The sequence below is a fragment of the Pseudomonas sp. HLG18 genome (genome assembly GCF_051903985.1).
Lineage (GTDB): Bacteria > Pseudomonadota > Gammaproteobacteria > Pseudomonadales > Pseudomonadaceae > Aquipseudomonas > Aquipseudomonas fluorescens_BT.
Genome location: NZ_CP195831.1, coordinates 6,284,786 through 6,311,150 on the forward strand (window position 1 = coordinate 6,284,786; position 26,365 = coordinate 6,311,150).

Annotated in this window: 22 protein-coding genes; 8 read left to right on the forward strand and 14 right to left on the reverse strand. The window is 60.6% G+C overall.

Annotated features, from left to right (window positions below; all coding sequences use genetic code 11):
- Nucleotides 1-30: 30 nt before the first annotated feature.
- The 9 genes from ACSPX5_RS28730 to yaaA all read right to left on the reverse strand — a co-directional run bounded on the left by ACSPX5_RS28730 (nucleotide 31) and on the right by yaaA (nucleotide 12,914).
- Nucleotides 31-1,155: a mannuronate-specific alginate lyase gene (locus ACSPX5_RS28730; protein WP_439820725.1), complete on the reverse strand. Its 1,125-nt coding sequence runs from the start codon at nucleotides 1,153-1,155 to the stop codon at nucleotides 31-33.
- 8 nt (nucleotides 1,156-1,163) lie between these two features.
- On the reverse strand, nucleotides 1,164-2,615 hold the full coding sequence (locus ACSPX5_RS28735; protein ID WP_439820726.1) for an alginate O-acetyltransferase: 1,452 nt from the start codon (nucleotides 2,613-2,615) through the stop codon (nucleotides 1,164-1,166).
- 10 nt (nucleotides 2,616-2,625) lie between these two features.
- On the reverse strand, nucleotides 2,626-4,212 hold the full coding sequence (gene algG, locus ACSPX5_RS28740) for a mannuronan 5-epimerase AlgG (RefSeq protein WP_439820727.1): 1,587 nt from the start codon (nucleotides 4,210-4,212) through the stop codon (nucleotides 2,626-2,628).
- Nucleotides 4,213-4,238: 26 nt separating this feature from the next.
- The gene (locus tag ACSPX5_RS28745; RefSeq protein ID WP_169428955.1) at nucleotides 4,239-5,720 is read right to left on the reverse strand and encodes an alginate export family protein; all 1,482 of its coding nucleotides are present in this window, start codon (nucleotides 5,718-5,720) and stop codon (nucleotides 4,239-4,241) included.
- Nucleotides 5,717-7,222 (reverse strand): alginate biosynthesis TPR repeat lipoprotein AlgK, encoded by a 1,506-nt coding sequence (algK, locus tag ACSPX5_RS28750; RefSeq protein WP_169428956.1) that lies wholly within the window; start codon nucleotides 7,220-7,222, stop codon nucleotides 5,717-5,719. Before algK ends, ACSPX5_RS28745 begins: the two co-directional genes overlap by 4 nt.
- 15 nt (nucleotides 7,223-7,237) lie before the next feature.
- Nucleotides 7,238-8,407, reverse strand: a complete 1,170-nt coding sequence (locus ACSPX5_RS28755; RefSeq protein ID WP_207865323.1) for an alginate biosynthesis protein Alg44 — start codon at nucleotides 8,405-8,407, stop codon at nucleotides 7,238-7,240.
- Nucleotides 8,408-8,442: 35 nt separating this feature from the next.
- On the reverse strand, nucleotides 8,443-9,924 hold the full coding sequence (gene alg8 / locus ACSPX5_RS28760; RefSeq protein ID WP_169428958.1) for a mannuronan synthase: 1,482 nt from the start codon (nucleotides 9,922-9,924) through the stop codon (nucleotides 8,443-8,445).
- Nucleotides 9,925-10,007: 83 nt separating this feature from the next.
- A complete protein-coding gene (locus ACSPX5_RS28765; RefSeq protein WP_169428959.1) occupies nucleotides 10,008-11,324 on the reverse strand; it encodes a nucleotide sugar dehydrogenase in 1,317 nt (438 codons plus the stop codon).
- Between the two features lie 810 nt (nucleotides 11,325-12,134).
- Nucleotides 12,135-12,914, reverse strand: a complete 780-nt coding sequence (gene yaaA, locus ACSPX5_RS28770; RefSeq protein ID WP_207865324.1) for a peroxide stress protein YaaA — start codon at nucleotides 12,912-12,914, stop codon at nucleotides 12,135-12,137.
- Between the two features lie 186 nt (nucleotides 12,915-13,100).
- Between yaaA and ACSPX5_RS28775 the strand changes: the two genes are divergently transcribed.
- From ACSPX5_RS28775 to ACSPX5_RS28800, 6 genes are all read left to right on the forward strand, one after another.
- On the forward strand, nucleotides 13,101-14,177 hold the full coding sequence (locus ACSPX5_RS28775) for a polysaccharide deacetylase family protein (RefSeq protein WP_169432596.1): 1,077 nt from the start codon (nucleotides 13,101-13,103) through the stop codon (nucleotides 14,175-14,177).
- A gap of 349 nt (nucleotides 14,178-14,526) precedes the next feature.
- A complete protein-coding gene (locus tag ACSPX5_RS28780; protein ID WP_085729706.1) occupies nucleotides 14,527-15,921 on the forward strand; it encodes a PhoH family protein in 1,395 nt (464 codons plus the stop codon).
- A gap of 102 nt (nucleotides 15,922-16,023) precedes the next feature.
- Nucleotides 16,024-16,497, forward strand: a complete 474-nt coding sequence (gene moaC, locus ACSPX5_RS28785) for a cyclic pyranopterin monophosphate synthase MoaC (protein WP_007957321.1) — start codon at nucleotides 16,024-16,026, stop codon at nucleotides 16,495-16,497.
- Nucleotides 16,494-16,736, forward strand: coding sequence for a molybdopterin converting factor subunit 1 (gene moaD, locus ACSPX5_RS28790; RefSeq protein WP_207865325.1), 243 nt, complete (start codon nucleotides 16,494-16,496; stop codon nucleotides 16,734-16,736). The genes moaC and moaD overlap by 4 nt, the downstream gene beginning before the upstream one ends.
- A gap of 3 nt (nucleotides 16,737-16,739) precedes the next feature.
- Nucleotides 16,740-17,192 carry a molybdopterin synthase catalytic subunit MoaE gene (gene moaE, locus ACSPX5_RS28795; protein WP_169428961.1) on the forward strand — a complete coding sequence of 151 codons (453 nt, stop codon included), beginning with the start codon at nucleotides 16,740-16,742 and terminating at the stop codon, nucleotides 17,190-17,192.
- A gap of 279 nt (nucleotides 17,193-17,471) precedes the next feature.
- Nucleotides 17,472-18,248: an ABC transporter substrate-binding protein gene (locus ACSPX5_RS28800; RefSeq protein WP_169428962.1), complete on the forward strand. Its 777-nt coding sequence runs from the start codon at nucleotides 17,472-17,474 to the stop codon at nucleotides 18,246-18,248.
- Nucleotides 18,249-18,285: 37 nt separating this feature from the next.
- Here the strand turns inward: ACSPX5_RS28800 and ACSPX5_RS28805 are convergent, their stop codons facing one another.
- The 5 genes from ACSPX5_RS28805 to ACSPX5_RS28825 form a co-directional block, all read right to left on the reverse strand.
- Nucleotides 18,286-18,927, reverse strand: coding sequence for a helix-turn-helix transcriptional regulator (locus ACSPX5_RS28805; protein ID WP_169428963.1), 642 nt, complete (start codon nucleotides 18,925-18,927; stop codon nucleotides 18,286-18,288).
- Nucleotides 18,928-19,020: 93 nt separating this feature from the next.
- Nucleotides 19,021-20,148 carry an NAD(P)/FAD-dependent oxidoreductase gene (locus tag ACSPX5_RS28810; protein WP_169428964.1) on the reverse strand — a complete coding sequence of 376 codons (1,128 nt, stop codon included), beginning with the start codon at nucleotides 20,146-20,148 and terminating at the stop codon, nucleotides 19,021-19,023.
- A gap of 150 nt (nucleotides 20,149-20,298) precedes the next feature.
- A complete protein-coding gene (locus ACSPX5_RS28815; protein ID WP_323159978.1) occupies nucleotides 20,299-21,243 on the reverse strand; it encodes an ornithine cyclodeaminase family protein in 945 nt (314 codons plus the stop codon).
- Nucleotides 21,244-21,367: 124 nt separating this feature from the next.
- A complete protein-coding gene (gene rhlB, locus ACSPX5_RS28820; protein ID WP_323159977.1) occupies nucleotides 21,368-22,846 on the reverse strand; it encodes an ATP-dependent RNA helicase RhlB in 1,479 nt (492 codons plus the stop codon).
- 110 nt (nucleotides 22,847-22,956) lie between these two features.
- Entirely contained in the window at nucleotides 22,957-23,613 is a 657-nt protein-coding gene (locus ACSPX5_RS28825; RefSeq protein WP_169428967.1) for an alpha/beta hydrolase, read from the reverse strand.
- Between the two features lie 467 nt (nucleotides 23,614-24,080).
- Here ACSPX5_RS28825 and ACSPX5_RS28830 point away from each other — a divergent pair, with 467 nt between their 5' ends.
- Complete coding sequence (locus tag ACSPX5_RS28830; protein WP_085729714.1) at nucleotides 24,081-25,112, forward strand: amino acid ABC transporter substrate-binding protein; 1,032 nt, start codon at nucleotides 24,081-24,083, stop codon at nucleotides 25,110-25,112.
- 65 nt (nucleotides 25,113-25,177) lie between these two features.
- Complete coding sequence (locus ACSPX5_RS28835; RefSeq protein WP_169428968.1) at nucleotides 25,178-26,359, forward strand: amino acid ABC transporter permease; 1,182 nt, start codon at nucleotides 25,178-25,180, stop codon at nucleotides 26,357-26,359.
- Nucleotides 26,360-26,365: the final 6 nt, after the last annotated feature.

The window sequence follows — 26,365 nt, forward strand, 5'->3', positions numbered from 1 at the left end:
TTAGGGTGAGGGGCTTTTGCCTTTCGCTTTTCACGATCCCTTGTTGCCCTTTTCATGGGACGGGTCGTAGACCTTGGTCAGGTCGCCACCCAGTCGGAAGGTCTTGAACGGCTGCATCCCGTGCTTCTTCTCCAGCACATCCGGCGAACAGGTGTAGAGGGTGCAGAACGGTTCGAGCCAGGCGAATTTCATGTCCTCTTTCAGATCGGTCATGTCCTGTTTCTTGCCGTTCTTCTTCTCGAACTGATCCGGGTCTTTCACCCCGGCCAGCACCCGGTCACCCAGACGCTTCAGCGCGCCGTTGTTTTCCTGACGCAGATCCACACCGTTGACCTGGGCAAAACTGGCGATCATCGCCAGCGGCGGCAGGGCGTAGTTGTGGTAGGCGAGGGCGCGTTGCTGGCGCTTGAGTTCGTTGGGCAGGTAACCGTCGGCATCGATCTGGTTGACGCCGACCTTGTATTCCTTGACCGCCCAATCGAACAGGTCGCGGCGGTTGGTGGCGATGGACGTCGCCATCACTGACCACGCCGCCCAGTACGAATGGTTGTTGGTTTTTTCCAGCGGCAGGTTGTCCCAGTCGCTGACCACCTGATCGGCCATTTTGCTGAACCAGGCTTCGATCACCTGCGCTTCCTGCTGATGCTGCGCCAGTGGATGGGAGTCGGAGAACTTCAGGCGAATGTACGAAGAGGCCATGCTGCCCAGCGCCCATTTGCGCATCGACTTGCCGGTGTGGTTGAAGTCCTTGGACATCAACGCATCGGCCTTGGCCCACGCCGTCAACCAGTTGAGCGTGCAATCGAGCTGTTCCGGACGACCGTCGCGCATGAACTGCATCACCCGTTTGGCGGTGCCGCGCTCCAGCGTGGTGATGTCTTTGGTGGTGTCGCGGAAGGCTTTTTCCGACTGCACGTTCAGCGTCGCGCGAGCCTTGTCCGAGCCTTCGTATTTGCTGCGAAATTGTAGCGGGCCGGTGTAGGGCGCCGGCATCGCGTCACAGCCTTCGCTCTTGTCGCCGGTCTTGAATTTATCCACAGCGGCGAAGTAGCCCTGAGGCGGACGCAATGGCGCGGCGGCCTGAGTGGCCCCGGCGAACATCGCCAGTGTCAGCAGGGAAGGCGCAAGCAGGTGTTTGATCGTTCGGTTTCGCATGGCAGACCTCATTGCCCGACCTGAGCAGTTTGTTGCCCAGCACCCGGGAATACGTTGCGTTTGCAGATTTTCGCTTCGACTTTCTGTGGCGCGGTGCCCGCATCCGGACCCTGGACTTCGACGGCCAGCAGGTTCTGCGAGGCCCAGTCTTCGTCCGTGCGCAATTCAAAGGCGAAACGACCGTCGGTGTCGGAGGTTTCCGGTTTCTCGATCTTGATGTCCTCGTGGCGACCGTTCATGTACCAGAGGGTGGCTTGCAGTTTTTTCACCGAGGTATCGGCGAAGCGGATGTCGACCTGATGGCCGCTGTTCTGCAGGTTCAGGTTCTTGCTGTTGACCAGCAGTTCCTGTTTGCCGCCGGGCTTGAGCGTGGTGCTGGCGGACATTTGGGTTTCCTTGCCTTCGCAACCGTTATCCAGCAGCGCCATCATCTGGCGGTAGATGGTTTCCTGGTCGAGGCGATACAGCGGCGAGAATTCCCAGATAAGGATTTTCGGCGGCGTCTTCTGGAATTCGTCGCTGCCCAGGTACTGCAGCATCGAACCTTCCAGACCGCCGCCGGGGAAGGCAACGTTGAGGATGTCGGCGCCGATGGCTTCTTCGAGGAAGCCTGCGAAGTTGTAGTTCTTGCCGCTGTGGGAGGTCCCTACGAGGGTGATCTGCGGGTTGCCGGAATCGCCGAACAGATCGCCGTCACCGGCTTCACCTTTCGGCTCGGTGGTGAACTGGTCCATGTACTGGATCGCGTAACTGGTGCCGCACAGTTGCCCGGCCATGTTGTGCAGGGTGCCGGTCTTGCCCATGCGCCCGGAGCGTTTGGTCTCGAACTCACGCTTGGGAATGTCGGCGAAGGCCGGGATCTGCTTGACCTTCTCGGCGACGATTTTTGCCGTGCGCTGCGCACCGTACGGCGTCCAGTGCTGGTCGCCACGGAAGTAGAAGTCGTGGGCGGGCAGGGTGTCCGGCAGCGATTCGTTGGTCAGTGGCGACAGGTCCGGCACCACGTAACCCATTTGGGCGAAACGGCCGAGCATGGTCTTGTAGTTGCCCAGCGCTTTCTCGTAATCGAACGCGGCTTTTTCTGCCGGATTGAGCTTGTTGCGGTTCACCAGGCCACGGGTCGGCTGGTAGACGATCACCAGTTCGACACCTTTGGCCTTGAACGCATCGTGCAGCTGTTGCAGGCGTTTGTAGCCGGCCGGGGTGGTGTTGAACTCGGTGCGCAGGTCTTCCTGGGTCCGGAACAACCAATCGCCCTGGGCCTGCACCAGTGTGGTGAAGTTCTGCTGATAGCGCGTGGTGTAGTTCTTCGCGTCATGGGCGGCGGGGCACAGACTGCAGCAGGGTTCGGCCGTGAACTTCGGCGGCTGGACTTCATCCGCGCGCACGCCGTTGCTGGCCGCCAGAACGCCTACGGTCAGGGCCGACAGGCTGAGTAATTTGATCAGGTGTGGGTGCATAAAATTATCCTCAGTCCCGCATTTCGGTCTGGCGTTCGACAGGGTCGATCAGCACGGCTTTCTGCTGGCGCACCAGCAGGTCGAGAATTTCATCCTGACGGTCACCCAGGACGCCGTTGAAGCTGATGCCGCTGGATTTGGTCGGCGCCAGCATCGACACGCGGTACAACTCGACGCTCAGCGGCGAGTCGATGGCCATCGGGCCGCTGCCGTTGGCCGCCAGTTCTCCGCCGACCACGATCAGCGAAACCTGGGCGTCGAACGGGTCGAGCTTGATGTCGCGGTCGGTATCGGTCAGGTCCTTGATGTGGCCGTAGACACCGGTCAGGCCGTTGGCCATGGCGATGTTTTCGTAAAGGCGGATGTTCACGCTGTTACGAATGCGGATGCCGTGGCGCTTGTTGCTGATGACCTTGTTGCCCCACAGCAGGTTGTCGGCGGACTCGTAAAGCGTGATGCCGTCGGTGTGGTTCTTGTAGATCTCGTTGTAGGCGACGATGTTGTTCACGCTGTTACGGTCGATCACCAGTCCCGAGAGGTGGTTGTCGAAACTCTTGTTGTTGAAGATGAAGCTGTCGTTCACCTCACGGGAAATGATGATCCCGTGCTTCTTCTTCGTCCCATGGACGGTGTTCTCGGCAATGATCAGGCCGTGGGAACGGTCGTGGGGGTCGATGCCGTAGACGATGTTGTCCTTGTAGGTGTTGCCCTTGACCACAAAGTCGCGGGTCTCGTAGCAGTAGAAGCCGTACCACATGTCCGAGAACTCGGAACCGACGATCCAGCCGGTCGGCTCGGGACGCTTGAGCACCTTGGCCATGTTCGGCGTGTACTGGGAAATACTCACCCCGTACGACTTACTGTTGGCGTAGCCGAAGCTGGCCATCTTGCTGTTGACGATGTAAGTCTCGGTGCCGCCCCAGGCCAGCAGAAACGGGCGGAATTCCTTCGGCGAACGGAAGGTCGCCGGGCCGTTGTCCTTCTCGCGCCAGCCAGTGACTTTGGTGTCACGCACAAACAACTGACCGTCGTTGACCAGAAACGAACCGGCCTCTTGCGACAGGCGCAGTTCCTGGGTCTGGCCATCGATTTCGAGGATGCCTTTACGGCCCACGACGATGGGCAATTTGGCCAGATACACGCCCGGAGAGGTTTCGCTGAAGTACTGCTTGGGCAGTTTCTGCGCCAGGTCCTTCAGGTTCATGTAGCCGTCGTCGACGAAGATCGCCTGCGGGATGCCGTGCTGACGCACCACCCATTCGGCCATCTTGTTGTCGCCGCCGATGAAGTCCTTCAGGGCGTCTTCCTGCATCATCCGGCGCACGCTGATCTTGCCCGGTTTGCTGCGCACGATTTTCGCGGCAGCGGCCTCGGCGGTGAAGCCGGAGAGGTCGGGCAGTTTCGGCTTGGTCAGTTCCAGCGCCTCGGTCGGGGCGCTGCTGACGGTGTAGGTCTTGGCCTGTTGCAGTTCCTTGGCGATGGTGACCGGCTTGCCTGGCTGAGGGGCCGCCGGTTCGACCGTGGCGAAGGCGCCAGTCGAGGCCAGCAACAGGGCGCCGGCCAACAGGCTGAGCGAGCCTTTCCTTGGGTTGTTCATGTCGGGCACTCCCTTCGCGGTTTGCATCAGAAGCGCCAGATCACGTCGATGAACGCGCGGTGCATATACGAATCGACCTGGCTGCCATAGGCATCACCCGGCTTGAACACACCGCCACGCAAACGCACCAGCGCCGAAGGCTCGTCGATCGACTGGCTCAGCGCCGCCGGCAGCAGGCCCTGCTTGAAGTACTTGGTGACCACCAGATCCATTTCCTGGCCCAGATCCTTGTTGCCGTCCTGCAGTGGCAGGGAGGTGCTGGAAAGGATCGCGCCAGTGACGTCGTCGGTGTTGTTTTCCACAGCGTTGATGCCGTTGCTGCCCACCGGTTTGTTGCCGTCCACGCGCCAGAACTTGTGGTAGATCAGGCTGGCGTCGTACTGGTCGTTGAGCATCCAGGAGCCGAACAGGGTGGCGGTCTGCATGTTGTTCATTTCGCCACGGAAAGCCTCGCCGAAACGGTGCACCCGCGAGCGGGTGCCGGTGTAGTTCGAGCGGTTGCTTTCCAGGCCGTTCTGTTGGTAATCGGCACTGGCGCGGGCATAGGCCGCACCGACCTGCCACTGAGGATCGAGGCGCAGGCGCACGCCGATGTCGGTGGCCCAGCCGTTGATGTCTTCGCTGCGCTTGGCCTGTGCCGGGCGGGTGCCATCGGCGTTCAGCGGGTTGACCGTGTCGCGGTCGCCGCTCATGCCGGTGATGCTGCCCCAGTAGTTGACGGTGTTGGTGTTGCGCCAGTTGTAGGCGTCGCTGTCGGCGGTCAGACCGAGCCAGCTGATGTCGCCGTTCTGGGTTTTGTCGAGGGTGTCGCGGGGCACGCCCGGTTCGGCGTAATCGAGTTTGCCGTCATCGTGGGTGTGGTGGCCGCGTATGCCGACCCAGTTGCCCGGTGTCCACTGATACGCCGCATCGGCGTAGGCGTGCAGGCGATCCTTGTCTTTCGGTGCCAGCTCTTTCAGATCGGTGCGGTATTCGCTGAAGCGCTCGGCGACACCGGCATTGGCACGCAGCAGGGTGGTGTCGAAGGTCCAGTTCAGCGCTTCGATATTGGTGTCGCGCCACTGGCCGTCGTCGTTGCGCAGGCGCTGGCGACCGAACTTGAGGATCTCGCCGGGGTAGGGCGTCAGGCCGCTGTAACCGACCCAGAACTCGCGCATCGCCAGGTAGTTTTTCTTGGTTTTGCGGTCGCCGTTGTCGGTGGTTTCGGCGCCGTCGGACTGTTGCAGGGTGTCGGTCTCGATGATGTCGGTCGAGGTCACGGCCTGACCCATGGCGTAGGCGCTCCAGGCGCCGCTTTCGCCGTAGACCCAGGGGCGCAGATCCAGGCCCACACCGTTGACGTCGCCACCCGGGGCGGTGCCGAGGTCGCGGTCGTCTTCGGACTGGCCGGTGATTTTCACTTCGAGGCCGAAGTTCTTGGTTTCGGTCATCGCGGCCAGTGTCGGGCAAGACCAGATCAGCGCGAACGAAAGGCCAATGCCAGCCTTCACGAATGGATTCAACTTCATAATTTTTCCTCGCCGTCTTCTTCTTGCAGGGCGTGCAGTTGCATTGCGTTCGGGTTCAGGGCGCCACGGCTGGCCTGTTCCTGTTGCAACAGGCGCTGGGCTTCGGCCAGGCGCTCGGGGGGCAATTGCGCCGCGAGGGTGGTCGCCAGCTCATCGGCTTGCGGGGTGTTTTGCGCCTTGGCCAGTTGGCTGAACACGTAGGCGTTGAGCGGATCGGGTTTGGTGCCCTTGCCCTGGGAAAACAGCTGGGCGATGGCGAAGTCGGCGCTGTTCTGGCCGTTGCGCGCAGCGGTCAGCAGGTGGTCGAGAGCCTTCTGCGGATAGACCTTGCCCAGGTAGCCACGGCGGTAGATCTGGCCCAGGTAGTAGTCGGCGGCGACTTCGCGGCCAACGGCTTTCTGGAAATGTTCCTCGGCGACTTTCGCGTCGGCCGGTACCAGTTTGCCTTCGTAGTAGAGCTTGCCCAGCAACAGTTCGGCACGGGGCTGGTCGGCGGCGCGGCCGTTGTCCAGGTACTTCATCATCTGATCGACGTCGCCCAGTTCCGGGAAGTCGTAGAGCAATTGCGCCAGCGTCACCCACGATGCCGGGTAGCCCGGAGCGATCGGCTCGAGCAGCGCCTGTGCAGTCTTTTCGTCGGTCTTGCCGAGGGTCGAATCGGCAAGCACACGGGCAACGGAGTCCACACGCTGGGCCGTGACGCTGCCGCGGCTGTAAGCGGCCTGCATTTGCTTGATCAGCTCGGCTTGCTGGTCTGGCTGGGCACGTTTCTGATAGACCGTGGCCAGTTCGACGTAGCAGATGTCGGTGGTGTGGAGCGCGGCCTTGCAGATCTTTTCCACGTCATCCAGATGTTGGTCGTAAGTGCCCTGGGTGCGATACAGCAGCACCTGCGCCAGACCCGCTTCCGGATAGCCCGACTTGCGCCACTGGTCGATCTGCTGCTGGGCGTTGATGTTCGGGAAACTGTGCGGGTATTGCAGGTACAGCATCGCGAGCGGGATCAGCGTGTTGCCTTCGCCACTGGCGGCGGCTTTCTTCAGCAGGGTTTCGGCCTCGTGATGTTCGGCTTCGGTGGAGCCGGGCTTGGCCACCAGCAAGCGACCGAGTCGGGCCTGGGCGCGCGGCGAAACACTGGCGGCGGCGCGGTAGGTGGCTTCGGCCTGTTTCATCTGTTCCGGGTCGCGGCTGTCGACCTGGATGTCGGCGAGGCCGACCTGGGCTTCGCTGTAACCCAGGTCGGCCAGCGCACGGTAGTTCTGCGCGGCGGTCGCGGTGTCACCGCGCTTGAGCGCTTCGTTGGCCAGACGCTGGTCGGGCAGGCCGGCGCAACCGGCCAGAGACACTGCTAATGCAACTGCACACAGAGGACCCATGTGGGAGCGGGCTTGCTCGCGAAGGCGGTGTGTCAGCCCACACTGATTCTGAATGTTGAACCGCATTCGCGAGCAAGCCCGCTCCCACAAGGGCTGCGGCGTGTTCAAAAGAGTAGGAGTAGTCACAGGCATGTCCTCGACTTAAAGACCGGCAGCCATGGCTTTGTCGATCAGCCAGTTCAGGTTCGGGCCACGGTCGCTGTTCACTTCCACCGGACGGCCGGCAAAGGTGCTGTCCAGCGGCTCGTCCGGCTGGATCTGCACGCGGATATCGGAGGACAGGTCAGCGCTTTTCAGGCTGGTGCTGCTGATGATCTTGCCGGTGCGGGTCTTGTCTTCGCCGGCGATCTGGAAGCTCACGGGTGTACCCGGGCGCACGTCGCCGAACTGGCGATAGGAGAAGCGTGCATCGACGGTGGCCTGGGTGTTGCGCGGTACCAGGGTGAAGATCACATCGCCCTTGCTCGCGTATTGACCGTCAGCCACCAGTTGCTGAGCCACGGTGCAATCGCACGGCGAGGTGAGGGTGCCGGTCATTTGCTTGCCGAACAGTTCTTCAACCTTGGCCGGTTGCAACTGGTCTTCATCCAGATGGCCCTTGAGCACGTCGAGCATGCTGGTGCTGAAAGTCGCCAGCGGTGCGCCCTTGGCGGCGACGCCGTCGGACTTCACCAGGCTCTGCACGGTGCCGTCGCGAGGCATGGTGATGTTCATCCCCGGCACGCTGACCAGGCCGGCCTGCGCGTGGCTGACGAAGTACATGCTGTACACCGATTTGAAAACGAAACCCGCCGCCACGAGGCCGATCGCGAAGATACCGGCACTGAAGGTCACGGCTTTCAGACGCCCGAACGGGGTCATGCCGTGGCCGCCGTCCTTGGCCTTGCGCGCCTTGGTGAAGTTGTCGCGCTGCAGGGTTGCCAGCACTTCGCCGATGGTGACGATGTCGCCGGCCAGGTGCGAAGTGATCAGGTGGCGCAGGGTGGAAATGTCCTGCGGTTCGAGGTTCTGGAACTGGCAGCCGGCGCGGCCGGTCTGGCGGTCGTAGGAACGCACTTGCAGTTCAACATCCATGGCGATGCCGAGGTTGTCGATGACGAATTGCAGGCGCGCCTTGTACACCTGGCCGACGGTCAGTGGCAGTTGCCCGGCGTTGAACGCCAGACCACCGGCGGACAGGTCGATGACCCGCGCTTCGACCGGTGTGCGGTCAGGGCCGAAGAATCGCAGTTTGGCCGGGATTTTCACTCGGGCGTGCTGACGCTGGGCTTCGGATTCATGCACTACGTTGACGTTGACGGCGGTATTCATGGGGGCGATTTCCTTGTTAATTCAAGAGGGGCAGGTCAGACCATCATCAGCAGCACGGCGACGAAAATGCTGCCGGCGGAGAAGGTCATGGTCCGAGACGACCAGGTGTTGAACCAACGTTGAAAGCTGGCGAGATCACGGGTCAGGGAAGTGGGCTGGCGAGTCCAGGATTGTTGGTCGAGGCGGAAGAACACGTAGATCTTCACCAGCGCGCCGACGATCTGGTTGTAATAGAGAATCACCGGGTAGGCCGGGCCGATACGGTGGCCGGAGCACGACAGCAGCAGCGTCAGAATCAGGCGGGTGATGCCGATCCACAGCAGGTACGCGAGGATGAACGCGCCGCCGTACTTGAAGCTGGCGATGATCGCTACGGTCAGGCCGAGCAGCGAGGTCCACATCGATACGCGCTGGTCGAACAGCACCACCGAGGTAAAGGCGCCGAGGCGTTTCACACCCAGGCCCAGCGCCCGGGAGTTCTGCCGCAGGTTGTTGCCGTACCAGCGGAACATCAGTTTGCGACTGGCCTTGATGAAGCTCTTTTCCGGCGGGTGTTCAACGGTGTTGATCGCGGCGTCCGGCACGTAGAAGGTGTCGTAGCCCAGGCGCATCAGGCTGAACCAGCTCGACTTGTCGTCGCCGGTCAGGAACTTGAAACGGCCCAGGCGCCAGTGTTGCAGCGAGTCGCTTTCGACGTCGGCGATGAAGTCCGGGTTGGTGACTACGGAAGCTCGGAACACCGACATCCGGCCGGTCATGGTCAGCACGCGCTTGGACAGGGCCATCGAGCACATGTTGATGTGGCGCTGGGCGAAACGCAGCTTGTGCCACTCGCTCATGATGTAGCCGCCGCGCACTTCGCAGAATTCGTTGGTGGTCAGGCCGCCGACGTTGCCGAACATCTGGAACCACGGCACGGTCTTGCGTACCACGCCTTCGCCGAGCACGGTGTCGCCGTCGATAACGGCAACCACGGCGCGGTCGTCCGGCAGGTGACGGGAGATCGCACGGAAGCCATAAGCCAGGCCATCGCGTTTGCCGGTGCCGGGAATGCGCACGAAGTCGAGTTTGACCCGGTCCGGTGGATTCATCCGTGCCCACAGCGCCTTGACCAGCAGCTCGTCGGACATTTCGACGATGGAGCAGACCACGGTGGTCGGCAGTTCGCAGTCGATGGCTTCGCGGATCACCGAGCTGTAGACCTGCGCGGTGGTCAACGCGTCGATGCGAAAACTGGTGACCATCAGAAACACATGGGACGGGTCCGCCGCCTTACCCAGCTTGCGAACCTTGCGGCGCAGGTGCGGGTAGACGATGTAGAGAAAAATCATGCCGCGCACAAAGTGCGTGGCACCCATCGAGTAGCGCCAGATACCCACGGCGCCAATCAGGAAAATGAAGTCCTTCGACTCGGAGTCGAATGTGGACACGGGCAGCATCAGGGCCAGGCCCATCAGCAGGCTCAGAAACAAAAGCCAGCCGGCGGATTGCAGAAAAAAATGTGTGAGCTTGGACATGACCGTCATCCGAAGGTGATGGGGGCTTCAAGCCGCCCGCCGATTCACGGCGTGCGGCCTGAAGCTCGAGGCTTGCTGCTGCGTTACCAGCAGATCCCTTCGGTGCGGCTACCGGCACTGGTGGCCTTGGACATGAAGCCCACCAGGTCGATCACCTGCTTGCCGTGCGGCGCTTCTTCGGCCAGGGCGCGGAACTTCTCGTCGCGGTTGCCGAGGATGATCACGTCGGAGTTGTCGATCACCGAATCGAAGTCCGCATTGAGCAGGGACGACACGTGGGGGATCTTCGACTCGATGTAATCCTTGTTCGCACCGTGGACACGGGCGTACTGGACGTTGCTGTCGTAGATGCTCAGGTCGTAACCCTTGCCGATCAGCATCTCGGCCAATTCCACCAGCGGGCTTTCGCGCAGGTCGTCGGTGCCGGCCTTGAAGCTCAGGCCCAGCAGGGCGACTTTGCGTTTGTCATGGCTTTCAACGATGTCGAAGGCGTTCTGCACTTGCGATTCGTTGCTGCGCATCAGCGAGTTGAGCAGTGGCGCTTCGACGTCCAGGGAGCCGGCGCGGTAGGTCAGGGCGCGCACGTCTTTGGGCAGGCACGAACCGCCGAAAGCGAAGCCCGGACGCATGTAGTACTGGGACAGGTTGAGGGTCTTGTCCTGGCAGACCACGTCCATCACTTCACGGCCATCGACGCCCACCGCTTTGGCGATGTTGCCGATCTCGTTGGCGAAGGTCACTTTGGTCGCGTGCCAGACGTTGCAGGTGTACTTGATCATCTCGGCGACGGCGATGTCCTTGCGGATGATCGGTGCGTCGAGCTCTTCGTACAGCGATTGCAGAACGTCACCCGAGGCCTTGTCGAACTCGCCGATGACGGTCATCGGTGGCAGGTCGTAGTCGGCGATCGCGGTGGACTCACGCAGGAACTCAGGGTTGACCGCCACGCCGAAATCGACGCCGGCCTTCTTGCCGGAGCAGTCTTCGAGGATCGGGATGACAACGTTTGCCACGGTGCCCGGCAGAACGGTGCTGCGCACCACGATGGTGTGGCGGGTGGATTTTTCACGCAGGACAAAACCGATCTCGCGGCACACCGCTTCGATGTAGTTCAGCTCCAGGTCGCCGTTCTTCTTGCTCGGCGTGCCGACGCAGATCATCGACAGATCGGTGTCACGAATCGCCTCGGCGAAGTTGGTCGTACCGCGCAGACGACCGGTCTCGATCCCTTGCGCCAGCAACTCGCCCAGGCCCGGTTCGACAATGGGGGATTTGCCAGCGTTGATCATGTCGATCTTGTCTTTGGCAACATCGACGCCAACCACGTCATGGCCCCGTGCAGACAGGCAACCGGCACACACTGCGCCGACGTAACCCAAACCAAATATGCTGATGCGCATCGCAATTACCTCTGTATATATCAGGCCGTTAGAGGGCCGGAGTTAATGGTGTTCAGCGGTTTTAGTGCACTCGAAAGTGTGACTTGCAGGCGTCACAATGCCGTGTGCAGGCATACTAAGTTTCGAGTGTCTAAATAAGTGCACTCAAGATGTGCGCAACCAGGCCTTGTTGTTGTGACGTGCCCCGTTATGCAGCTGATCCTCTGGCAAGAGGACTCTTGTGCAATCTCGTTTTGCGCGCCCGATGTCAGGCGCAGGCCTGTAGATCGGGCGGTTGGGTGCTCAGGCGAGCACGTTTATAAGGGCGCGGCCTTGGCCTTGTAGGGGATATTGATGGTGCGTATCTCCTGTCCTTCGATAGTTGTCCAGAGTTGTTATCCATGCAGGCAAGTTGCTGTGACAACTTGGTTACATGGTTTCGGCCTCTGAGTAAGTTATCTCGTACAAGCTCGGCGATAATCGTTACCGGTGGTATGAGCTATGCATTTGGACATAGTTCCAGTCCGCCCATCGCGAATTCTGAAATTTCTTGAAATATTGAGAAAGATGGCACTGCTTTCATATTGATAGCACTTTCCATTTCGCCCTTTATTAATAGGCAGATAATCGCGTTAGATAGTTTTGTGCCACTACTCTGAAAAAAATCAGGTGCCACTACTGAAAAAAATGACATCTGTCGAGTGAAAGAAAAGATAGAAATGAGGGTGCTGTTTTTATGGCGCCAATAAATCGGCGAAAAGGAGGGAGGTTTTTTTGACGTCGTGCGAGGTGCACGACTCTCTCTATAAAGAGTCGTGCAATGGGCATGCTTTATTCGGGTGCGTGATCGCGCAGAAACACCAGATTGTCCGGTTTGGACTGTTCGGCGCTGTAGCGATAACCCTGCACATCGAACTGTTTGAGGGCCGCCGGATCGTTGATGCGTTCCTGGATCACGAAGCGGCTCATCAGGCCTCGGGCTTTCTTGGCGTAGAAGCTGATGATCTTGTACTGGCCGTTCTTCAGGTCCTTGAACTCGGTGTTGATGATCCGCGCGTTCAGGGCCGTGCGCTTGACCGCCGAGAAGTACTCGTTGGACGCCAGGTTCAGCAGCACGTCGTCGCCCTGATCGGCCAGCGCTTCGTTCAGCCATTCGCTGATGCGTGTGCCCCAGAAGGCGTACAAGTCCTTGCCCCGGGCGTTGGCCAGTCTGGTGCCCATTTCCAGGCGATACGGCTGCATCAGATCGAGCGGGCGCAGCAGGCCGTAAAGGCCGGAGAGCATGCGCAGGTGCTGTTGCGCGTAGTCGAAATCGGCTTCGCTGAAGCTCTGGGCGTCGAGCCCGGTGTAGACGTCGCCCTTGAAGGCCAGAAGCGCCTGCTTGGCGTTTTCCGGCGTGAACGCCGGTGTCCAGCTGCCGAAACGCGCGGCGTTCAGGCCGCCGATCTTGTCGGAGACGTGCATCAGTTCGCTGATCTGCGCCGGGCTCAGTTCGCGCAACTGCTGGATCAGCTCCTGGGAATGGTCAAGGTATTGCGGCTGGGTGAAGCGCTGGGTCGCCGGCGGTGTTTCATAATCGAGGGTCTTGGCGGGGGAAATCACCATCAGCATGAAGTCGTCTCCTTTAATCGTGGGGGCGATTCTAGGGGGTTGGGGCGCATGACTCCAGCTATCGCGTCCATAGGTGATCGGCGGTTTACGAGCCGGATCGGCTATAGTGCCGCGCGGGTTTTGTTATGGAGACACCCTTTGCGCATTGTTCTTTTTTTCACCGCGTGGCTGTTGAGCGTCGGGGCCATGGCGGCACCGGGCGATATCGCCACGCTGGATCGCAGCACCTGGCCGGAGAAACTCGACAACCCGACCCTGTTCGACGTCGCCTCTCGGGCGGAAGTCCTGATGTTCGCCCGGGGCCTGCTGGGCAGCGAAGCGCTGGATGAGGCCGCGCTGGCCCAGCGTCTGGGGCTGCGCACGGTCAACCTGGACGCAATCAACAGCCTGCGCGAGCGTCTGTGGCAGCGTTTGCTGACCAGCTACAACTACGCCCAGCAGAGCTGCGATCAGGACGCTTCCTTCTGCTTCCTCGTCGAAGATCTGCCGACCCTGCGCGAGCAGGCGGCCAAGTTTGTGGTCAGCGATGAAAGCTATTACACCAAGTGGGCCGAGCCGAGCCGGATCTTCCATCAGCAGTACCTGGATGAACTGCTGCGCAAGGCGGCGCTGTCACCGCAGACCACCAGCGAAGTCGATCATTTTGGTGACTACGAGCGGAATGGCGACGAGATGCATGACCGGTTGTTCCTGTTGAGCTTCGACAGTGCCGCCAACCTGATGCCGGACAACACTGAATGGCTCGCCGAATACCTGCGCAAATCGAACATGAGTGGAACGTTCTTCATGTTGGGCAAAGATATTCAGGCGCGGTTGAACGAGCGTTCGGTGAGCAGTCTGCAAGTGGCGTTTTCCAGGCAGTGCGTCGGCGTGCAAGGCTGGGAATTCCGCTCCCACAGCCACTGGCAGGACTGGCAGGACTCGGTGCGGCGCAGTGCCGATCTGGTCAAGAGCAAGTTGCCGGAGAACTACGTGCCGCTGTTCCGACCGCCAGAAGGCCAGCGTCGCAGCGATGCGGGCAGTTTCTTCCACAATCAGGGCCTGCAAGTGGCGCTCTGGGACATCGATGCACAGGACGGTGCCGGCAAGCTCAAGGGCAATCCGAGCGCGCAGCGGGTGCTGACCCTGATGCTGCTGTGGCGGCACGGGGTGATCAATTTCAACATGAAGCAGGATGCGGTGAAGACTGCGTTGCCGTGGCTGATCACGCAGACCGCGCAAAGCGGCATCGGCTGGGAAGACTGTCAGGACGCTTTTCGCTGACAAACGGCAAGAGCCCGGAAACATTGGGCTTGGGGTGAATTTTTTGCAAAATTCGATGCAGGCGGACTTCCGACTCTAACGGGGGCAGGGCAGTCCGCCAAGGGCTTTTCGTCACTTTGCAAAATAAACTTCAAAAAAGCGTCAAAGTGCTTTTTTCTGTCACGGGTTTTGGAGTATTACGAAGTCAGACCGCCGAAACCTGCAACACAGGTGGCGTCTTCCAAGACCCATTTTGTGTGCGGTTCACCTGCTATCCCGACAAAAGCTGTGCAGGTGGATTCGGCAGTCACTTCGAGGCGCAGCACCGCCCAGGTATTGCGTCGAATGGCTCCCACAAAGGTGACCGAGTATGGATGATCACGGACGTAGCCCTTCTTCCAACCAGCCAATCCTTTATGTACTCGATACCAACGTACTGATTCACGATCCGAATGCCCTGCTGAATTTCGAAGAACACCACGTCGCGATCCCGATGACCGTGCTTGAAGAGCTGGACAAGCTCAAGAGCGGGCATCACAGCGTGGCCGCCGAATGCCGTCAGGCGATCCGGCTGATCGACAAGACGTTGGGCGATGCCTCGCCCGAAGACGTCGAGCAAGGGGTACCGATCCAGCGCGGCAAGAGCGGGCCGAAGGGCTTGCTGTCAATTCTGATGAGCAAACAGGCCGAATCGAACCTGATTCTGCCCGAGCACCTGAACGACAACAAAATCATCAATCAGTTGATCGATCTGCACACCCGCGATCCTAAAAAACCGGTGGTGCTGGTCACCAAAGACATCAATATGCGTCTCAAGGCGCGCGCCTGCGGGATCGACGCCGAGGACTACAGCACCGACCAGCTGGTCGATGACGTGTCCCTGCTGCCCAACGGTTATCACAACATGACCGGTTCCTTCTGGGACCGCGTGAGCAAGGTCGAAACCCGTCAGGACCATGGCCGCACCTGGCACCAGGTGCAGTTGATCGACAACCTGCCGGCCGTGCACATCAACGAGTTCATCATCGATGAGCAAGGCTTCGTCGGCTGGATCAAGGAGATCGAAGAAGACCGCCTGCTGATTCTGGATCTGCACCAGGAACCGCTGTTGCATCAGGAAGCCTGGGGCCTCAAGCCGCGTGACATCTATCAGAGCCTGGCGCTGTACGCCTTGCTCGACCCGGACATTCACCTGGTCAACCTGTCCGGCGCCGCCGGTTCCGGCAAGACCATCCTGGCGCTGGCGGCTGCGATCGAGCAGACCATGGTCAGCAAGCGTTATCGCCGTATCATCGCCACCCGCAGCGTACAGGGCCTGGACCAGGAAATCGGCTTCCTGCCCGGCACCGAAGCGGAAAAAATGGAGCCCTGGCTGGGCGCCATTACCGACAACCTCGAAGCCTTGCACATGGATGACGAAAACACCCATGGCAGCGTCGACTACATCCTCAGCAAAGTGCCGCTGCAGTTCAAATCGCTTAACTACATTCGCGGTCGCAGCTTCCAGCAGAGCCTGATCCTGATCGACGAATGCCAGAACCTCACGCCGCACCAGATGAAAACCATCATTACCCGGGCCGGCGCCGGTTCCAAAGTGGTGTGCCTGGGCAACCTGGCACAGATCGACACCCCATACCTGTCCGCGACCAGTTCCGGGCTGACCTACCTGACCGAACGTTTCAAGGATTTCCCCAACGGTGTGCACATCACCCTGCAAGGGGTGCCGCGTTCGATTCTGGCCGAATACGCCGAATCCCATCTGTAACCCGCCAAATGGAACCGGGCGACGGCGACGTCGCCCGGTTTTTTATGTGCGCAATTCTGACCCCCAGGTTTACAATCGACGCTCCTGATCAGGAGTAATCCCGTGCTGACTCATCTCGATTCCCAAGGTCGCGCCAACATGGTCGACGTCACCGAAAAAGCCGTGACGTTCCGCGAGGCGACGGCCCAAGCCCTGGTGCGCATGCTGCCCGACACCCTGCAGATGATCGTCAGCGGCGGCCATCCCAAGGGCGACGTGTTCGCCGTGGCGCGCATCGCCGGCATTCAGGCGGCGAAGAAAACCAGTGACCTGATTCCCCTGTGCCATCCGCTGATGCTCACTGGCGTCAAGGTTGAACTCAGTGCGGAAGGCGACGACGCGGTGCGCATCGTGGCCCGTTGCAAGCTGTCCGGGCAGACCGGTGTCGAGATGGAAGCGCTGACTGCCGCCAGTGTCGCCGCGCTGACGATCTACGACATGTGCAAGGCCGTGGATCGCGGCATGACCATCGAAAGCGTGCGCCTGCTGGAGAAAGTCGGCGGCAAGAGCGGGCACTTCCAGGCGGAGCAGCCATGAACCTGACCGTGAGGTTTTTTGCCCGTTACCGCGAGGCCCTGGGTGTGGATTCGGTGAAGGTCGAGGGCGATTTTGCGACGGTGGAAGACGTACGCGCCTTGCTCGCCAAGCGTGACGGCGCCGAGGTGCTGAGCGAACAGAACCTGATGTGCGCGCGCAACGAAGACCTTTGCCAGCTCGACGAACCGGTGGTCGATGGCGATGAAGTGGCGTTTTTCCCCACTGTGACCGGAGGCTGAACCATGGCGATTCGGGTGCAGTCCACGGCGTTCGACCCCGGCGCTGAAGTCAACGCGATGCACGCGGCCAATGTCGGCGTCGGCGCGGTGGTGAGCTTTGTCGGTTACGTACGCGACTTCAACGATGGCCTCGATGTCGCCGGGATGTTCCTTGAGCACTATCCGGGCATGACCGAAAAGGCCCTCGGCAAGATCGCCATGGAGGCCGAGCAGCGCTGGCCGTTGTTGAAGCTGGAAGTGTTACACCGCATCGGCGCGCTGGAGCCGGGCGAACCGATCGTGTTCGTCGGCGCCGCCAGTGCCCACCGTCAGGCGGCATTCGACGCCTGCGCCTTTGTCATGGATTACCTGAAGACCCGCGCGCCGTTCTGGAAGAAAGAGAACACCAGCGACGGCCCGCGCTGGGTTGAAGGGCGTGACAGCGATCATGCGGCGGCGGATCGCTGGAAGCAGTAGATTTTGCGCTGTACTCCCGGCCCTCTTCGCGAGCAAGCCCGCTCCCACAGGGAAATGCATTCCAATGTGGGAGCGGGCTTGCTCGCGAAGGCGCCATCCGCAACACCGAAAATGCTATGGATTGCCCACCTGACCAACAGCAGGAAGCAATCTCTTTTGCCCAATTGACGGCTTGTACGTAAAAGTCCAGTATGGATTTACAAGTACAAATAAAGTTTTTCCCGTTTCAGCTCTTTCTTCTGTCTTGCCAAACCAACAACAACCCGCGAGAGAACGAACATGAAGAAACTCCCCCTCATCACCGGTCTGGCGCTGAGCCTGTTGGCGTGCAGCAGCGTGTTTGCAGCCGAGAAAACCCTGCGCATCGGTATCGAAGCGGCCTATCCGCCCTTCGCTTCGAAAACCGACAAGGGTGAAATCGTCGGTTTCGACTACGACATCGGCAATGCCCTGTGTGCGCAGATGCAGGTCAAGTGCGTGTGGGTCGAGGGCGAGTTCGACGGTCTGATTCCTTCCCTGAAAGTGAAGAAAATCGACATGGCGCTGTCGTCCATGACCATCAACGAGGATCGCAAGAAGTCCGTGGACTTCACCCACAAGTACTATTTCACCTCATCGCGGCTGGTGATGAAGGAAGGCGCGAGCGTCGATGACCAGTACGCCAGCCTCAAGGGCAAGACCGTCGGCGTGCAGCGTGCGACCACCACCGACCGTTACGCCACCGAGGTGTTCGAGCCCAAGGGCATCAACGTCAAACGCTATGGCAACAACGAAGAAATCTACATGGACCTGGCGGCCGGGCGTCTCGACGCGATTTTCGCCGACACCATCCCGCTGAACGACTTCCTGTCGATGCCGCGTGGCAAGGGTTACGCCTTTGTCGGGCCTGAGCTGAAGGATCCGAAGTACGTGGGCGAGGGCGCCGGGATCGCGGTGCGCAAAGGCAACACCGAACTGGTCAGCCAGTTGAACACTGCCATCGACGGTATTCGCGCCAGTGGCGAATACCAGAAAATTTCCGAGAAGTACTTCAAGTCGGACATCTACGGCGACTGATGTTGAAAACCGTGCAGCCTTCGCAGGCTGCACGGTTTCAGCCCTTCAATTCCTTCAAATGCTTGTACACCGTCGCCCGCCCCATGTTCAGCACATTGGCCACATAGTTTGAGGCACTCTTGCCCTTGAACGCCCCCTCGGCGTGCAGCGCCAGCACCAGTTCACGTTTGTGGTCGCGGGTCAGCAGATTCAGGCTCAGTTGCCGCTCGCGCAGCCAGGCGTGCAGGAAAGTATTGATCCGCTCCTGCCAGTCATCGCGAAACAGCGAGTCCGGTTGCGGGATCAGCTTGCTCGGCGAGAGGAACAGATCCAGTGCAGCCTTGGCGTTCTCGAACAGCGAAATATTCAGGTTGATGCAAAGCACCGCCAGCGGACGCCCTTCGCTGTCGCGCAGCACGGTACTCAGACTGCGAATCTTCTGGCCGTCCCAGTTGAGCTTTTCGTACGGGCCGATGTTTCGTTCGCTGACGTCGTCGCTGAGCATGTCTTCCAGCGACGATTCATCGCCGATCACCCGCTTCGACAGGTTGTTGGCGATGTAGTCGACCTTCTGTGTGCGCAGGTCATGCAGCACCACTTCGGCGTGGGGAAAGAACAGGGTGGCGATGGCGTCGGCGATGGCGTGGTAGTTATCCAGCGCGGCGTCATTCAGCTCGGAAGATAGTTCGGGGGCGGTCATAACTGTGGAGCTCCAGGCAACGTCAACGCCCCCGTGATCCGGGGGCGTTGCGAGTGTGCCGCAATCCGTTGGGCGCGTCATCCGGGCAAGGGCTCAGGCCAGGCGGGCAGGGGCGAGCATGGCGGCGTCCAGGCCGAACTGCTTGAGGTGCTCCGGCAACGATTCACCGCGTACCAGCGCCGCGCTGGCCATGCCCATGGCCGGTGAGGTCTGAATACCGTAGCCACCCTGGGCCGCGACCCAGAACAGCCCCGGCACCTGCGGATCGAATCCGGACAACAAATCGCCATCGGCGACGAAACTGCGCAGGCCGGCCCAGGTGCGGGTCGGGCGGCGGATGGTCAGGGTCGTCGCTTCTTCGATCTGGTAGATGCCCATGGCGATGTCGAGTTCTTCGGGTTGCACGTCATGTGGTTCGACCGGATCGGCGTTGGCCGGCGAGCCGAGGAACATCCCGGCGTCAGGCTTCATGTAGAACGATTCGTCGAGGCTGACCAGCATCGGCCAGTGATGAATGTCCACGCCTTCGGGGCCGGCGAAGATGAACGCGGCGCGGCGTTTCGGTTGCAGGCCCAGCGGCCGGGCGCCCGCAAGGGCACCGATTTTGTCGGCCCAGGCGCCTGCTGCGTTGATCACGACGGGAGCGCTGAAGGTCTGGCCGTTGGTTTGCACTTGCCAGATGCTGTCGGCATCACGGTTCAGCCCGAGCACCTCGCAGTCCGTCAGGACTTGCCCGTTGTTGCGACGGATACCGCGCAGATAGCCTTGGTGCAGGGCGTCGGTGTCGATGTCGCTGGCGGTGGGGTCATAGATCGCACCGTGGACCTTTTCCCGACGCAGGATCGGCAGCCGGGCGCAGGCTTCTTCCGCGCTGAGCAGTTGCATCTGCGGCACCGTGGCCTTGGCGCTGAGGTATTGATTGTTCAGCTCGGCGGCATCGCCGGTGAAGTCCACGGTCATTTCGCCGCGTGGAGTCAGCAGCGGGTGTTCACAGAAGCCGCTGGGCGGGTGATCGAAAAACGCCCGACTGGCCTGGGTCAGCGCCCGAACCTGCGGCGTGCCGTAAGCCGCGGTGAACAGCGCAGCCGAGCGCCCGGTGGAGTGATAGGCCGGGTGCGATTCGCGTTCCAGCACCACGACCGTGCCGTGCTGCGACAGCCAGAAACCGGTGGACGCGCCGGCAATCCCGCCGCCGATGATGATGAAATCTGCATGACTCATGGAGTTCTCCAGTGTGTACGCAATATCAAGGAGTTCGCTGTTCTCCATGTGGGAGCGGGCTTGCTCGCGAAGGCAGTGTGTCATTCGCTGAATAAGTTGCCTGACACGGCCTCTTCGCGAGCAAGCCCGCTCCCACAGGGGGGCTTGGTGTTACAGGCTCAGGTGATAAACCGCATTCGCGAGGGCAATGTCTTCCAGGCCCAGACCGATGGAGCGGAAAAACACGTGACGGTTGTAATCGGGACGCTGCACTTTTTCGCTGAGCAGATCCGCCAGGTCACCGATGATCGCGCTGCTGTCCCAGCCATGCCGTTCGCTGGCGATCAGCATTTCACCTGCCGAACCCGGCGTGGTCAGACGATAGTCGCAGAACACCTGCATGTCGTTGAGGCTTTGCGGCGGCACTTCGTGAGCGCGTGGTGCGTTGGTGCTGATCGAGGTGATCAGCGCCGGTTTGCTCAAGGTTGCCGGGTCGATCACAGGTCCTGCGGAGGAGGTGCAGAGCATGATGACGTCGGCTTCGGCGATGGCGGCTTCGCGGCTGTCGGCGATGCTCACCCGTGGATCGAGGGCTTGCAGCAGGCTGGCGGTTTTCGGGTCTTCGCACAGGGTGGGCGAGTACACGCGGATGCTCTGCCAGTCGCGCAAGGTCTTGACGTATTGCAGGTGCGCCTGGGCGACCTTGCCGCTGCCGATGATCGCCAGGCGTTTCGCGTTCGATGGGGCGAGGGCGTCGACCGCGACGGCGGTAGTCGCAGCGGTACGGGCAGTGGTCAGCTCGCCGGCATCGCAGAGCAGCAGCGGCTGACCGGTCTGCATCGACATCAGCAGCGTCCATGCCGTCACCAGCGGGCCTTGTTCGCGAACGATATACGGCGAAGTCTTGACCCCGTACACGCCATCTTCCGCCAGCACGCCGAGATAGTTGATGAAGTCCCCGGCGCCCTGGGGAAATTCCACCAGTTGCTGCGCCGGTTGCACCGCATGCCCGGCCGCCAGATCGCGGAACAGCTTGCGCAGGATCTGCGGCACATCGATCCGGGCCAACAGCTCGCGAGCCTGGGTTTGGTCAATCACGTAAGGCGTACTGGACATGTCGGACTCCGGAGGTTGTTTCTAAACTAATTTGTCCATTATGGACTTTTAGTTTTGTTGAACAATATCCGGGCGAAAAAAAAGCGCAGTCCGTTGCCGGCTGCGCTTCTCTTTATAGCGTCGCTTACTGTGGACGCTTGCGCTCAACCGCCCGCAACAGATGGGTCGGCGGCGTTTCACAGCTGATCTTGCGACCGAGTTTTTCTTCGATGGACGGCAACTGATAGGAGTCGTCTTCACCGGCGAAGCTGATCGATACGCCATCAGCGCCGGCGCGACCGGTACGGCCGATGCGGTGCACGTAGTCGTCCGGGACTTCCGGCAGGGTGAAGTTGATCACGTGGCTGATGCCGTCGATGTGGATGCCGCGACCGGCCACGTCGGTGGCGACCAGCACCCGGATCTTGCCTTCGCGGAAGCCTTCCAGCGTCTTGATTCGCTTGTGCTGCGGCACGTCGCCGGACAGTTGCGCGGCATTGATGCCGTCGCGCACCAGACGTTCTTCGATACGCCGTACTTCATCCTTGCGGTTGGCGAACACGATCACCCGCTCCCAGCCGTTGTCGTTGACCAGGTTGAAGAGCAGTTTGTACTTGTCGGCACCGGCCACCGCATAAATGTGCTGCTCGACGTTTTCGTTGGCCACGTTAGTGACTTCGATTTCGACGATGGCAGGGTCGGTGGTCCACTGTTTGGCGAGGTTCATCACGTCATCGGTGAAGGTCGCGGAGAACAGCAGGGTCTGGCGTTCGCTCTTCGGCGGGGTCTGGCGAATGATCTGCCGTACCTGCGGGATGAAGCCCATGTCGAGCATGCGGTCGGCTTCGTCGAGCACCATCACTTCGACCATGTCCAGATGCACGTCGCCGCGCTGGTTGAAGTCGAGCAGACGGCCCGGGGTCGCGACGAGGATGTCGCAATGGCGCGCTTCGAGGTGCTTGAGCTGCTTGTCGAAGTCCATCCCGCCGACGAACGTCATGACGTTGAGGCCGGTGTACTTGGTCAGGTCGGCGGCGTCCTTGGCGATCTGCACCACCAGCTCACGGGTCGGCGCGATGATCAGCGCCCGTGGCTCGCCCATGTAGCGCTCTTTCGGCGGCGGGGTCTGCAGCAGCTGGGTGATGATCGAGATCAGGAACGCGGCGGTCTTGCCGGTGCCGGTCTGGGCGCGGCCGATGGCGTCTTTGCCGGCGAGGGTATAACCCAGCACCTGGGCCTGGATCGGCGTGCAATACGGGAAACCCAGGTCGTGGATGGCGTGCATCAGTTCCGGGGCGAGCTTGAAATCGTGGAAACGGGTCTTGCCTTCCTGGGGCTCGACGACGAAATCTTCGAGTTTCCAGGGAATGACCGGCGCCTTGGGCTTCGGCTCGCGGCGTGGTCTGGCCGGTTTTGGTGTTTCGCTGCGGGCGCTTTCTGGAGCGGGAGCTGAAACAGCAGCGGGTGCCGGTTCGCGTTTCGGTGTGGCTACGGGAGCCTGGCGGTCCGCCGGTCTGGCATCGCTGCGATGGCCGGGGGCGTGCGACGGCGCACTGGGAGTTGGCGCGAGCTGCTCAGCCTCGCTTTTTCCGAACATCTTCTTGAGTGCTTTGAGCACGGTCATCTCATCAATTGGTTAAGGAATGTACGCCGGCCAGTGTAATGCAAGAAACGGGCGCGGCGTAGTGGGATGATCAAAGGGGCCCGACCACCGGAATATCGAGCTGCGAACGATCAGCGCAGGCGTTCGCTCAGCCACACGCCGATGTCGCGAATTTCTTCGGGTAACACTTCGTGCTCCATTGGGTATTCCTGCCATGTCACGGTGACACCATGGGCTTTCAGATACTCATACGCCGTACGGCCCATGGAGTTTTGCACCACGTTGTCGAACTGGCCGTGCAGCGACAGCACCGGAATCCGCTGCTGGCTGGCGGACAACTCCAGTTCGTCGCTGAATGTCGGCGCGTAGGTCGACAACGCCAGCACGCCCCCCAACGGCCCCTGCCATTTCAGAAATGCAGTGTGGTAGACCACGGCGCCGCCCTGGGAAAAACCGGCCAGGAAAATCCGCGAAGCGTCTATTCCGCTGGCGCGCTGCTGTTCGATCAATTCGATGACGTGATCGGCGGACGCTTCCAGCTCATCGCGGTCGATGGCCCGGGCCGGGCTCATGGCCTTGATGTCGTACCAGCTCGGCATGGCATATCCGCCATTTATGGTCACCGGGCGGGTCGGTGCCTGGGGCAAAACGAAGCGCGTGCTCAGCAGGCTTTCCTGCAAGGCCTCGGCTACCGGCAGAAAGTCATAGCGGTCGGCGCCGAGGCCGTGCAGCCAGATCACGCAGGCGTCGGCTGCCTTTACAGGCTGAAGAATCAAGGGCTCGGTCATGGCTGCTCCAAAAATGTGCGGGCGCTCTCATTAAGTGCGTGATTGGGGTGCGCGCCCGGTTGATCCGTTAAGAAGATGTCGCAAGGCTGCAAGTTTTGCTATTGACCTGTCGCTCAATCGCTTCAGCGAGCGGTGTGGTACGGGCTTTGCTATGAGGTAGTCGTGCAATCGATCTCGCGCCTGGCGGTAACACTATCAGTGAACGCCCGGCGACGGGATAGCAAAGAATCCGGTGATGGATGTTCGCCAATGGCCGCAACGGGCTTAGCGAATGTGAAAGGGCTACCGCCCGTTCGGCCGACTGGTGAGAAGTGAGTTGTCCATGATGTGGATTGTCTCCTACTAGACTCATAGCGAAGGTCCTGCGTCGGTTGACCCCAAAAAAAGCCAACACGGGTCGACAACGCCTCAAAAGGGTGCGACTGGACTCAAGCTCCGACACAACAAGAGCAAAACTGGAGGTTTGAATGAAGATGTTGAAATCCACGCTGGCGATCGTGACTGCTGCTGCAGTACTGGGTGTCAGCGGGTTCGCTCAGGCGGGTGCAACCCTGGATGCGGTACAGAAGAAAGGTTTCGTGCAGTGTGGCGTGAGCGACGGTCTGCCAGGCTTCTCCGTACCGGATTCGACCGGCAAGATTCTCGGCATCGACGCCGACGTCTGCCGTGCCGTGGCCGCTGCCGTGTTCGGCGATGCGACCAAGGTCAAGTTCAGTCAGTTGAACGCCAAGGAGCGCTTCACCGCGCTGCAGTCCGGCGAGATCGACATTCTGTCGCGCAACACCACCATGACCAGCTCCCGTGACGCGGGCATGGGCCTGAAATTCCCTGGCTTCATCACTTACTACGACGGCGTGGGCTTCCTGGCCAACAACAAGCTGGGCGTGAAAAGTGCCAAGGAACTGGATGGCGCGACCATCTGCATTCAAGCCGGTACCACCACCGAGCTGAACGTCTCCGACTACTTCCGCGCCAACGGCCTGAAGTACACCCCGATCACTTTCGATACTTCCGATGAAAGCGCCAAGTCGCTGGAATCCGGTCGTTGCGACGTGCTGACCTCCGACAAGTCCCAGCTGTTCGCCCAGCGCAGCAAGCTGGCTTCGCCGAAGGATTACGTGGTTCTGCCGGAAACCATTTCCAAGGAACCTCTGGGGCCGGTCGTGCGTAACGGCGACGACGAGTGGCTGGCCATCGTGCGCTGGGTCGGCTACGCGCTGCTCAACGCTGAAGAAGCCGGCATCACTTCGAAAAACGTACTCGAAGAAGCCAAGTCCACCAAGAATCCAGACGTTGCCCGTCTGCTGGGTGCCGACGGCGAGTACGGCAAGGACCTGAAACTGCCGAAGGACTGGGTCGTGAAAATCGTTTCCCAGGTGGGTAACTACGGCGAAATCTTCGAGAAAAACCTCGGCAAGAGCACTCCGCTGGAAATCGACCGTGGCCTGAACGCGCTGTGGAACAACGGCGGCATTCAGTACGCACCACCAGTGCGCTAATGGTTCTATCACCCGGCGGGCCAACCGCCGGGTGATGTTCTGTTCCATTTCTTGCGGGGCACTTCATGCAAAATTCAATCGGCGCACCAAAGCAGAGGTTCAGCCTCAGCGATCCGCGTGTGCGTGCGTGGCTATTTCAGATCATCACCGTCGTGGCGGTGGTCGCCATGGGCTGGTATCTGTTCGACAACACCCAGACCAACCTGCAGCACCGGGGCATCACGTCCGGGTTCAGCTTTCTGGAGCGCAGTGCCGGGTTCGGCATCGCTCAACACTTGATCTCCTACACCGAAGCGGACAGCTATGCCCGGGTGTTCGTGATCGGTCTGCTCAACACCTTGCTGGTGACTTTCATCGGCGTGATCCTGGCGACCCTGCTGGGCTTCATCATCGGTGTGGCGCGGCTGTCGCCGAACTGGATCATCAGCAAACTGGCGACCGTGTATGTGGAAGTCTTCCGCAACATTCCGCCGCTGCTGCAAATCCTGTTCTGGTATTTCGCGGTGTTCCTGACCATGCCGGGGCCGCGCAACAGCCACAACTTCGGCGACACCTTCTTCGTCAGCAGCCGTGGCCTGAACATGCCGGCCGCGCAAATGGCCGACGGCTTCTGGGCATTCGTGGTCAGCATTGTGGTGGCGATCGTTGCCATCGTGCTGATGAGCCGCTGGGCCAACAAGCGCTTTGAGGAAACCGGCGAGCCGTTCCACAAGTTCTGGGTCGGCCTGGCGATATTCCTGGTGATCCCGGCGCTATGTGCGCTGATCTTCGGCGCGCCGCTGCATTGGGAAATGCCGAAGCTGCAAGGCTTCAACTTCGTCGGCGGCTGGGTGCTGATTCCGGAACTGCTGGCCCTGACCCTGGCCCTGACCGTGTACACCGCGGCGTTCATCGCCGAAATCGTGCGTTCGGGGATCAAGTCGGTCAGCCACGGCCAGACCGAAGCGGCCCGTTCGCTCGGTCTGCGCAACGGTCCGACCCTGCGCAAGGTGATCATTCCGCAAGCGCTGCGCGTGATCATTCCACCGCTGACCAGCCAATACCTGAACCTGGCGAAGAACTCCTCGCTGGCGGCCGGTATCGGTTATCCGGAAATGGTTTCGCTGTTCGCCGGCACCGTGCTGAACCAGACCGGTCAGGCGATCGAAGTCATTGCCATCACCATGAGCGTGTACCTGGCGATCAGTATCAGCATTTCCCTGCTGATGAACTGGTACAACAAGCGCATTGCGCTGATCGAGCGGTAAGGAATA

Bases quoted from the DNA above. Each gene is read 5' to 3' on its own strand.
- rhlB (WP_323159977.1), bottom strand. From the start codon at position 22,846: ATGACCGTGCTCAAAGCACTCAAGAAGATGTTCGGAAAAAGCGAGGCT.
- yaaA (WP_207865324.1), bottom strand. From the start codon at position 12,914: ATGCTGATGGTGATTTCCCCCGCCAAGACCCTCGATTATGAAACACCG.
- ACSPX5_RS28755 (WP_207865323.1), bottom strand. From the start codon at position 8,407: ATGAATACCGCCGTCAACGTCAACGTAGTGCATGAATCCGAAGCCCAG.
- moaE (WP_169428961.1), top strand. From the start codon at position 16,740: ATGGCGATTCGGGTGCAGTCCACGGCGTTCGACCCCGGCGCTGAAGTC.
- ACSPX5_RS28735 (WP_439820726.1), bottom strand. From the start codon at position 2,615: ATGCACCCACACCTGATCAAATTACTCAGCCTGTCGGCCCTGACCGTA.
- ACSPX5_RS28825 (WP_169428967.1), bottom strand. From the start codon at position 23,613: ATGACCGAGCCCTTGATTCTTCAGCCTGTAAAGGCAGCCGACGCCTGC.
- ACSPX5_RS28810 (WP_169428964.1), bottom strand. From the start codon at position 20,148: ATGAGTCATGCAGATTTCATCATCATCGGCGGCGGGATTGCCGGCGCG.
- ACSPX5_RS28815 (WP_323159978.1), bottom strand. From the start codon at position 21,243: ATGTCCAGTACGCCTTACGTGATTGACCAAACCCAGGCTCGCGAGCTG.
- ACSPX5_RS28745 (WP_169428955.1), bottom strand. From the start codon at position 5,720: ATGAAGTTGAATCCATTCGTGAAGGCTGGCATTGGCCTTTCGTTCGCG.
- ACSPX5_RS28775 (WP_169432596.1), top strand. From the start codon at position 13,101: ATGGCGGCACCGGGCGATATCGCCACGCTGGATCGCAGCACCTGGCCG.
- ACSPX5_RS28805 (WP_169428963.1), bottom strand. From the start codon at position 18,927: ATGACCGCCCCCGAACTATCTTCCGAGCTGAATGACGCCGCGCTGGAT.
- ACSPX5_RS28835 (WP_169428968.1), top strand. From the start codon at position 25,178: ATGCAAAATTCAATCGGCGCACCAAAGCAGAGGTTCAGCCTCAGCGAT.
- algG (WP_439820727.1), bottom strand. From the start codon at position 4,212: ATGAACAACCCAAGGAAAGGCTCGCTCAGCCTGTTGGCCGGCGCCCTG.
- ACSPX5_RS28730 (WP_439820725.1), bottom strand. From the start codon at position 1,155: ATGCGAAACCGAACGATCAAACACCTGCTTGCGCCTTCCCTGCTGACA.
- ACSPX5_RS28780 (WP_085729706.1), top strand. From the start codon at position 14,527: ATGGATGATCACGGACGTAGCCCTTCTTCCAACCAGCCAATCCTTTAT.
- moaD (WP_207865325.1), top strand. From the start codon at position 16,494: ATGAACCTGACCGTGAGGTTTTTTGCCCGTTACCGCGAGGCCCTGGGT.
- ACSPX5_RS28830 (WP_085729714.1), top strand. From the start codon at position 24,081: ATGAAGATGTTGAAATCCACGCTGGCGATCGTGACTGCTGCTGCAGTA.
- ACSPX5_RS28800 (WP_169428962.1), top strand. From the start codon at position 17,472: ATGAAGAAACTCCCCCTCATCACCGGTCTGGCGCTGAGCCTGTTGGCG.
- alg8 (WP_169428958.1), bottom strand. From the start codon at position 9,924: ATGTCCAAGCTCACACATTTTTTTCTGCAATCCGCCGGCTGGCTTTTG.
- ACSPX5_RS28765 (WP_169428959.1), bottom strand. From the start codon at position 11,324: ATGCGCATCAGCATATTTGGTTTGGGTTACGTCGGCGCAGTGTGTGCC.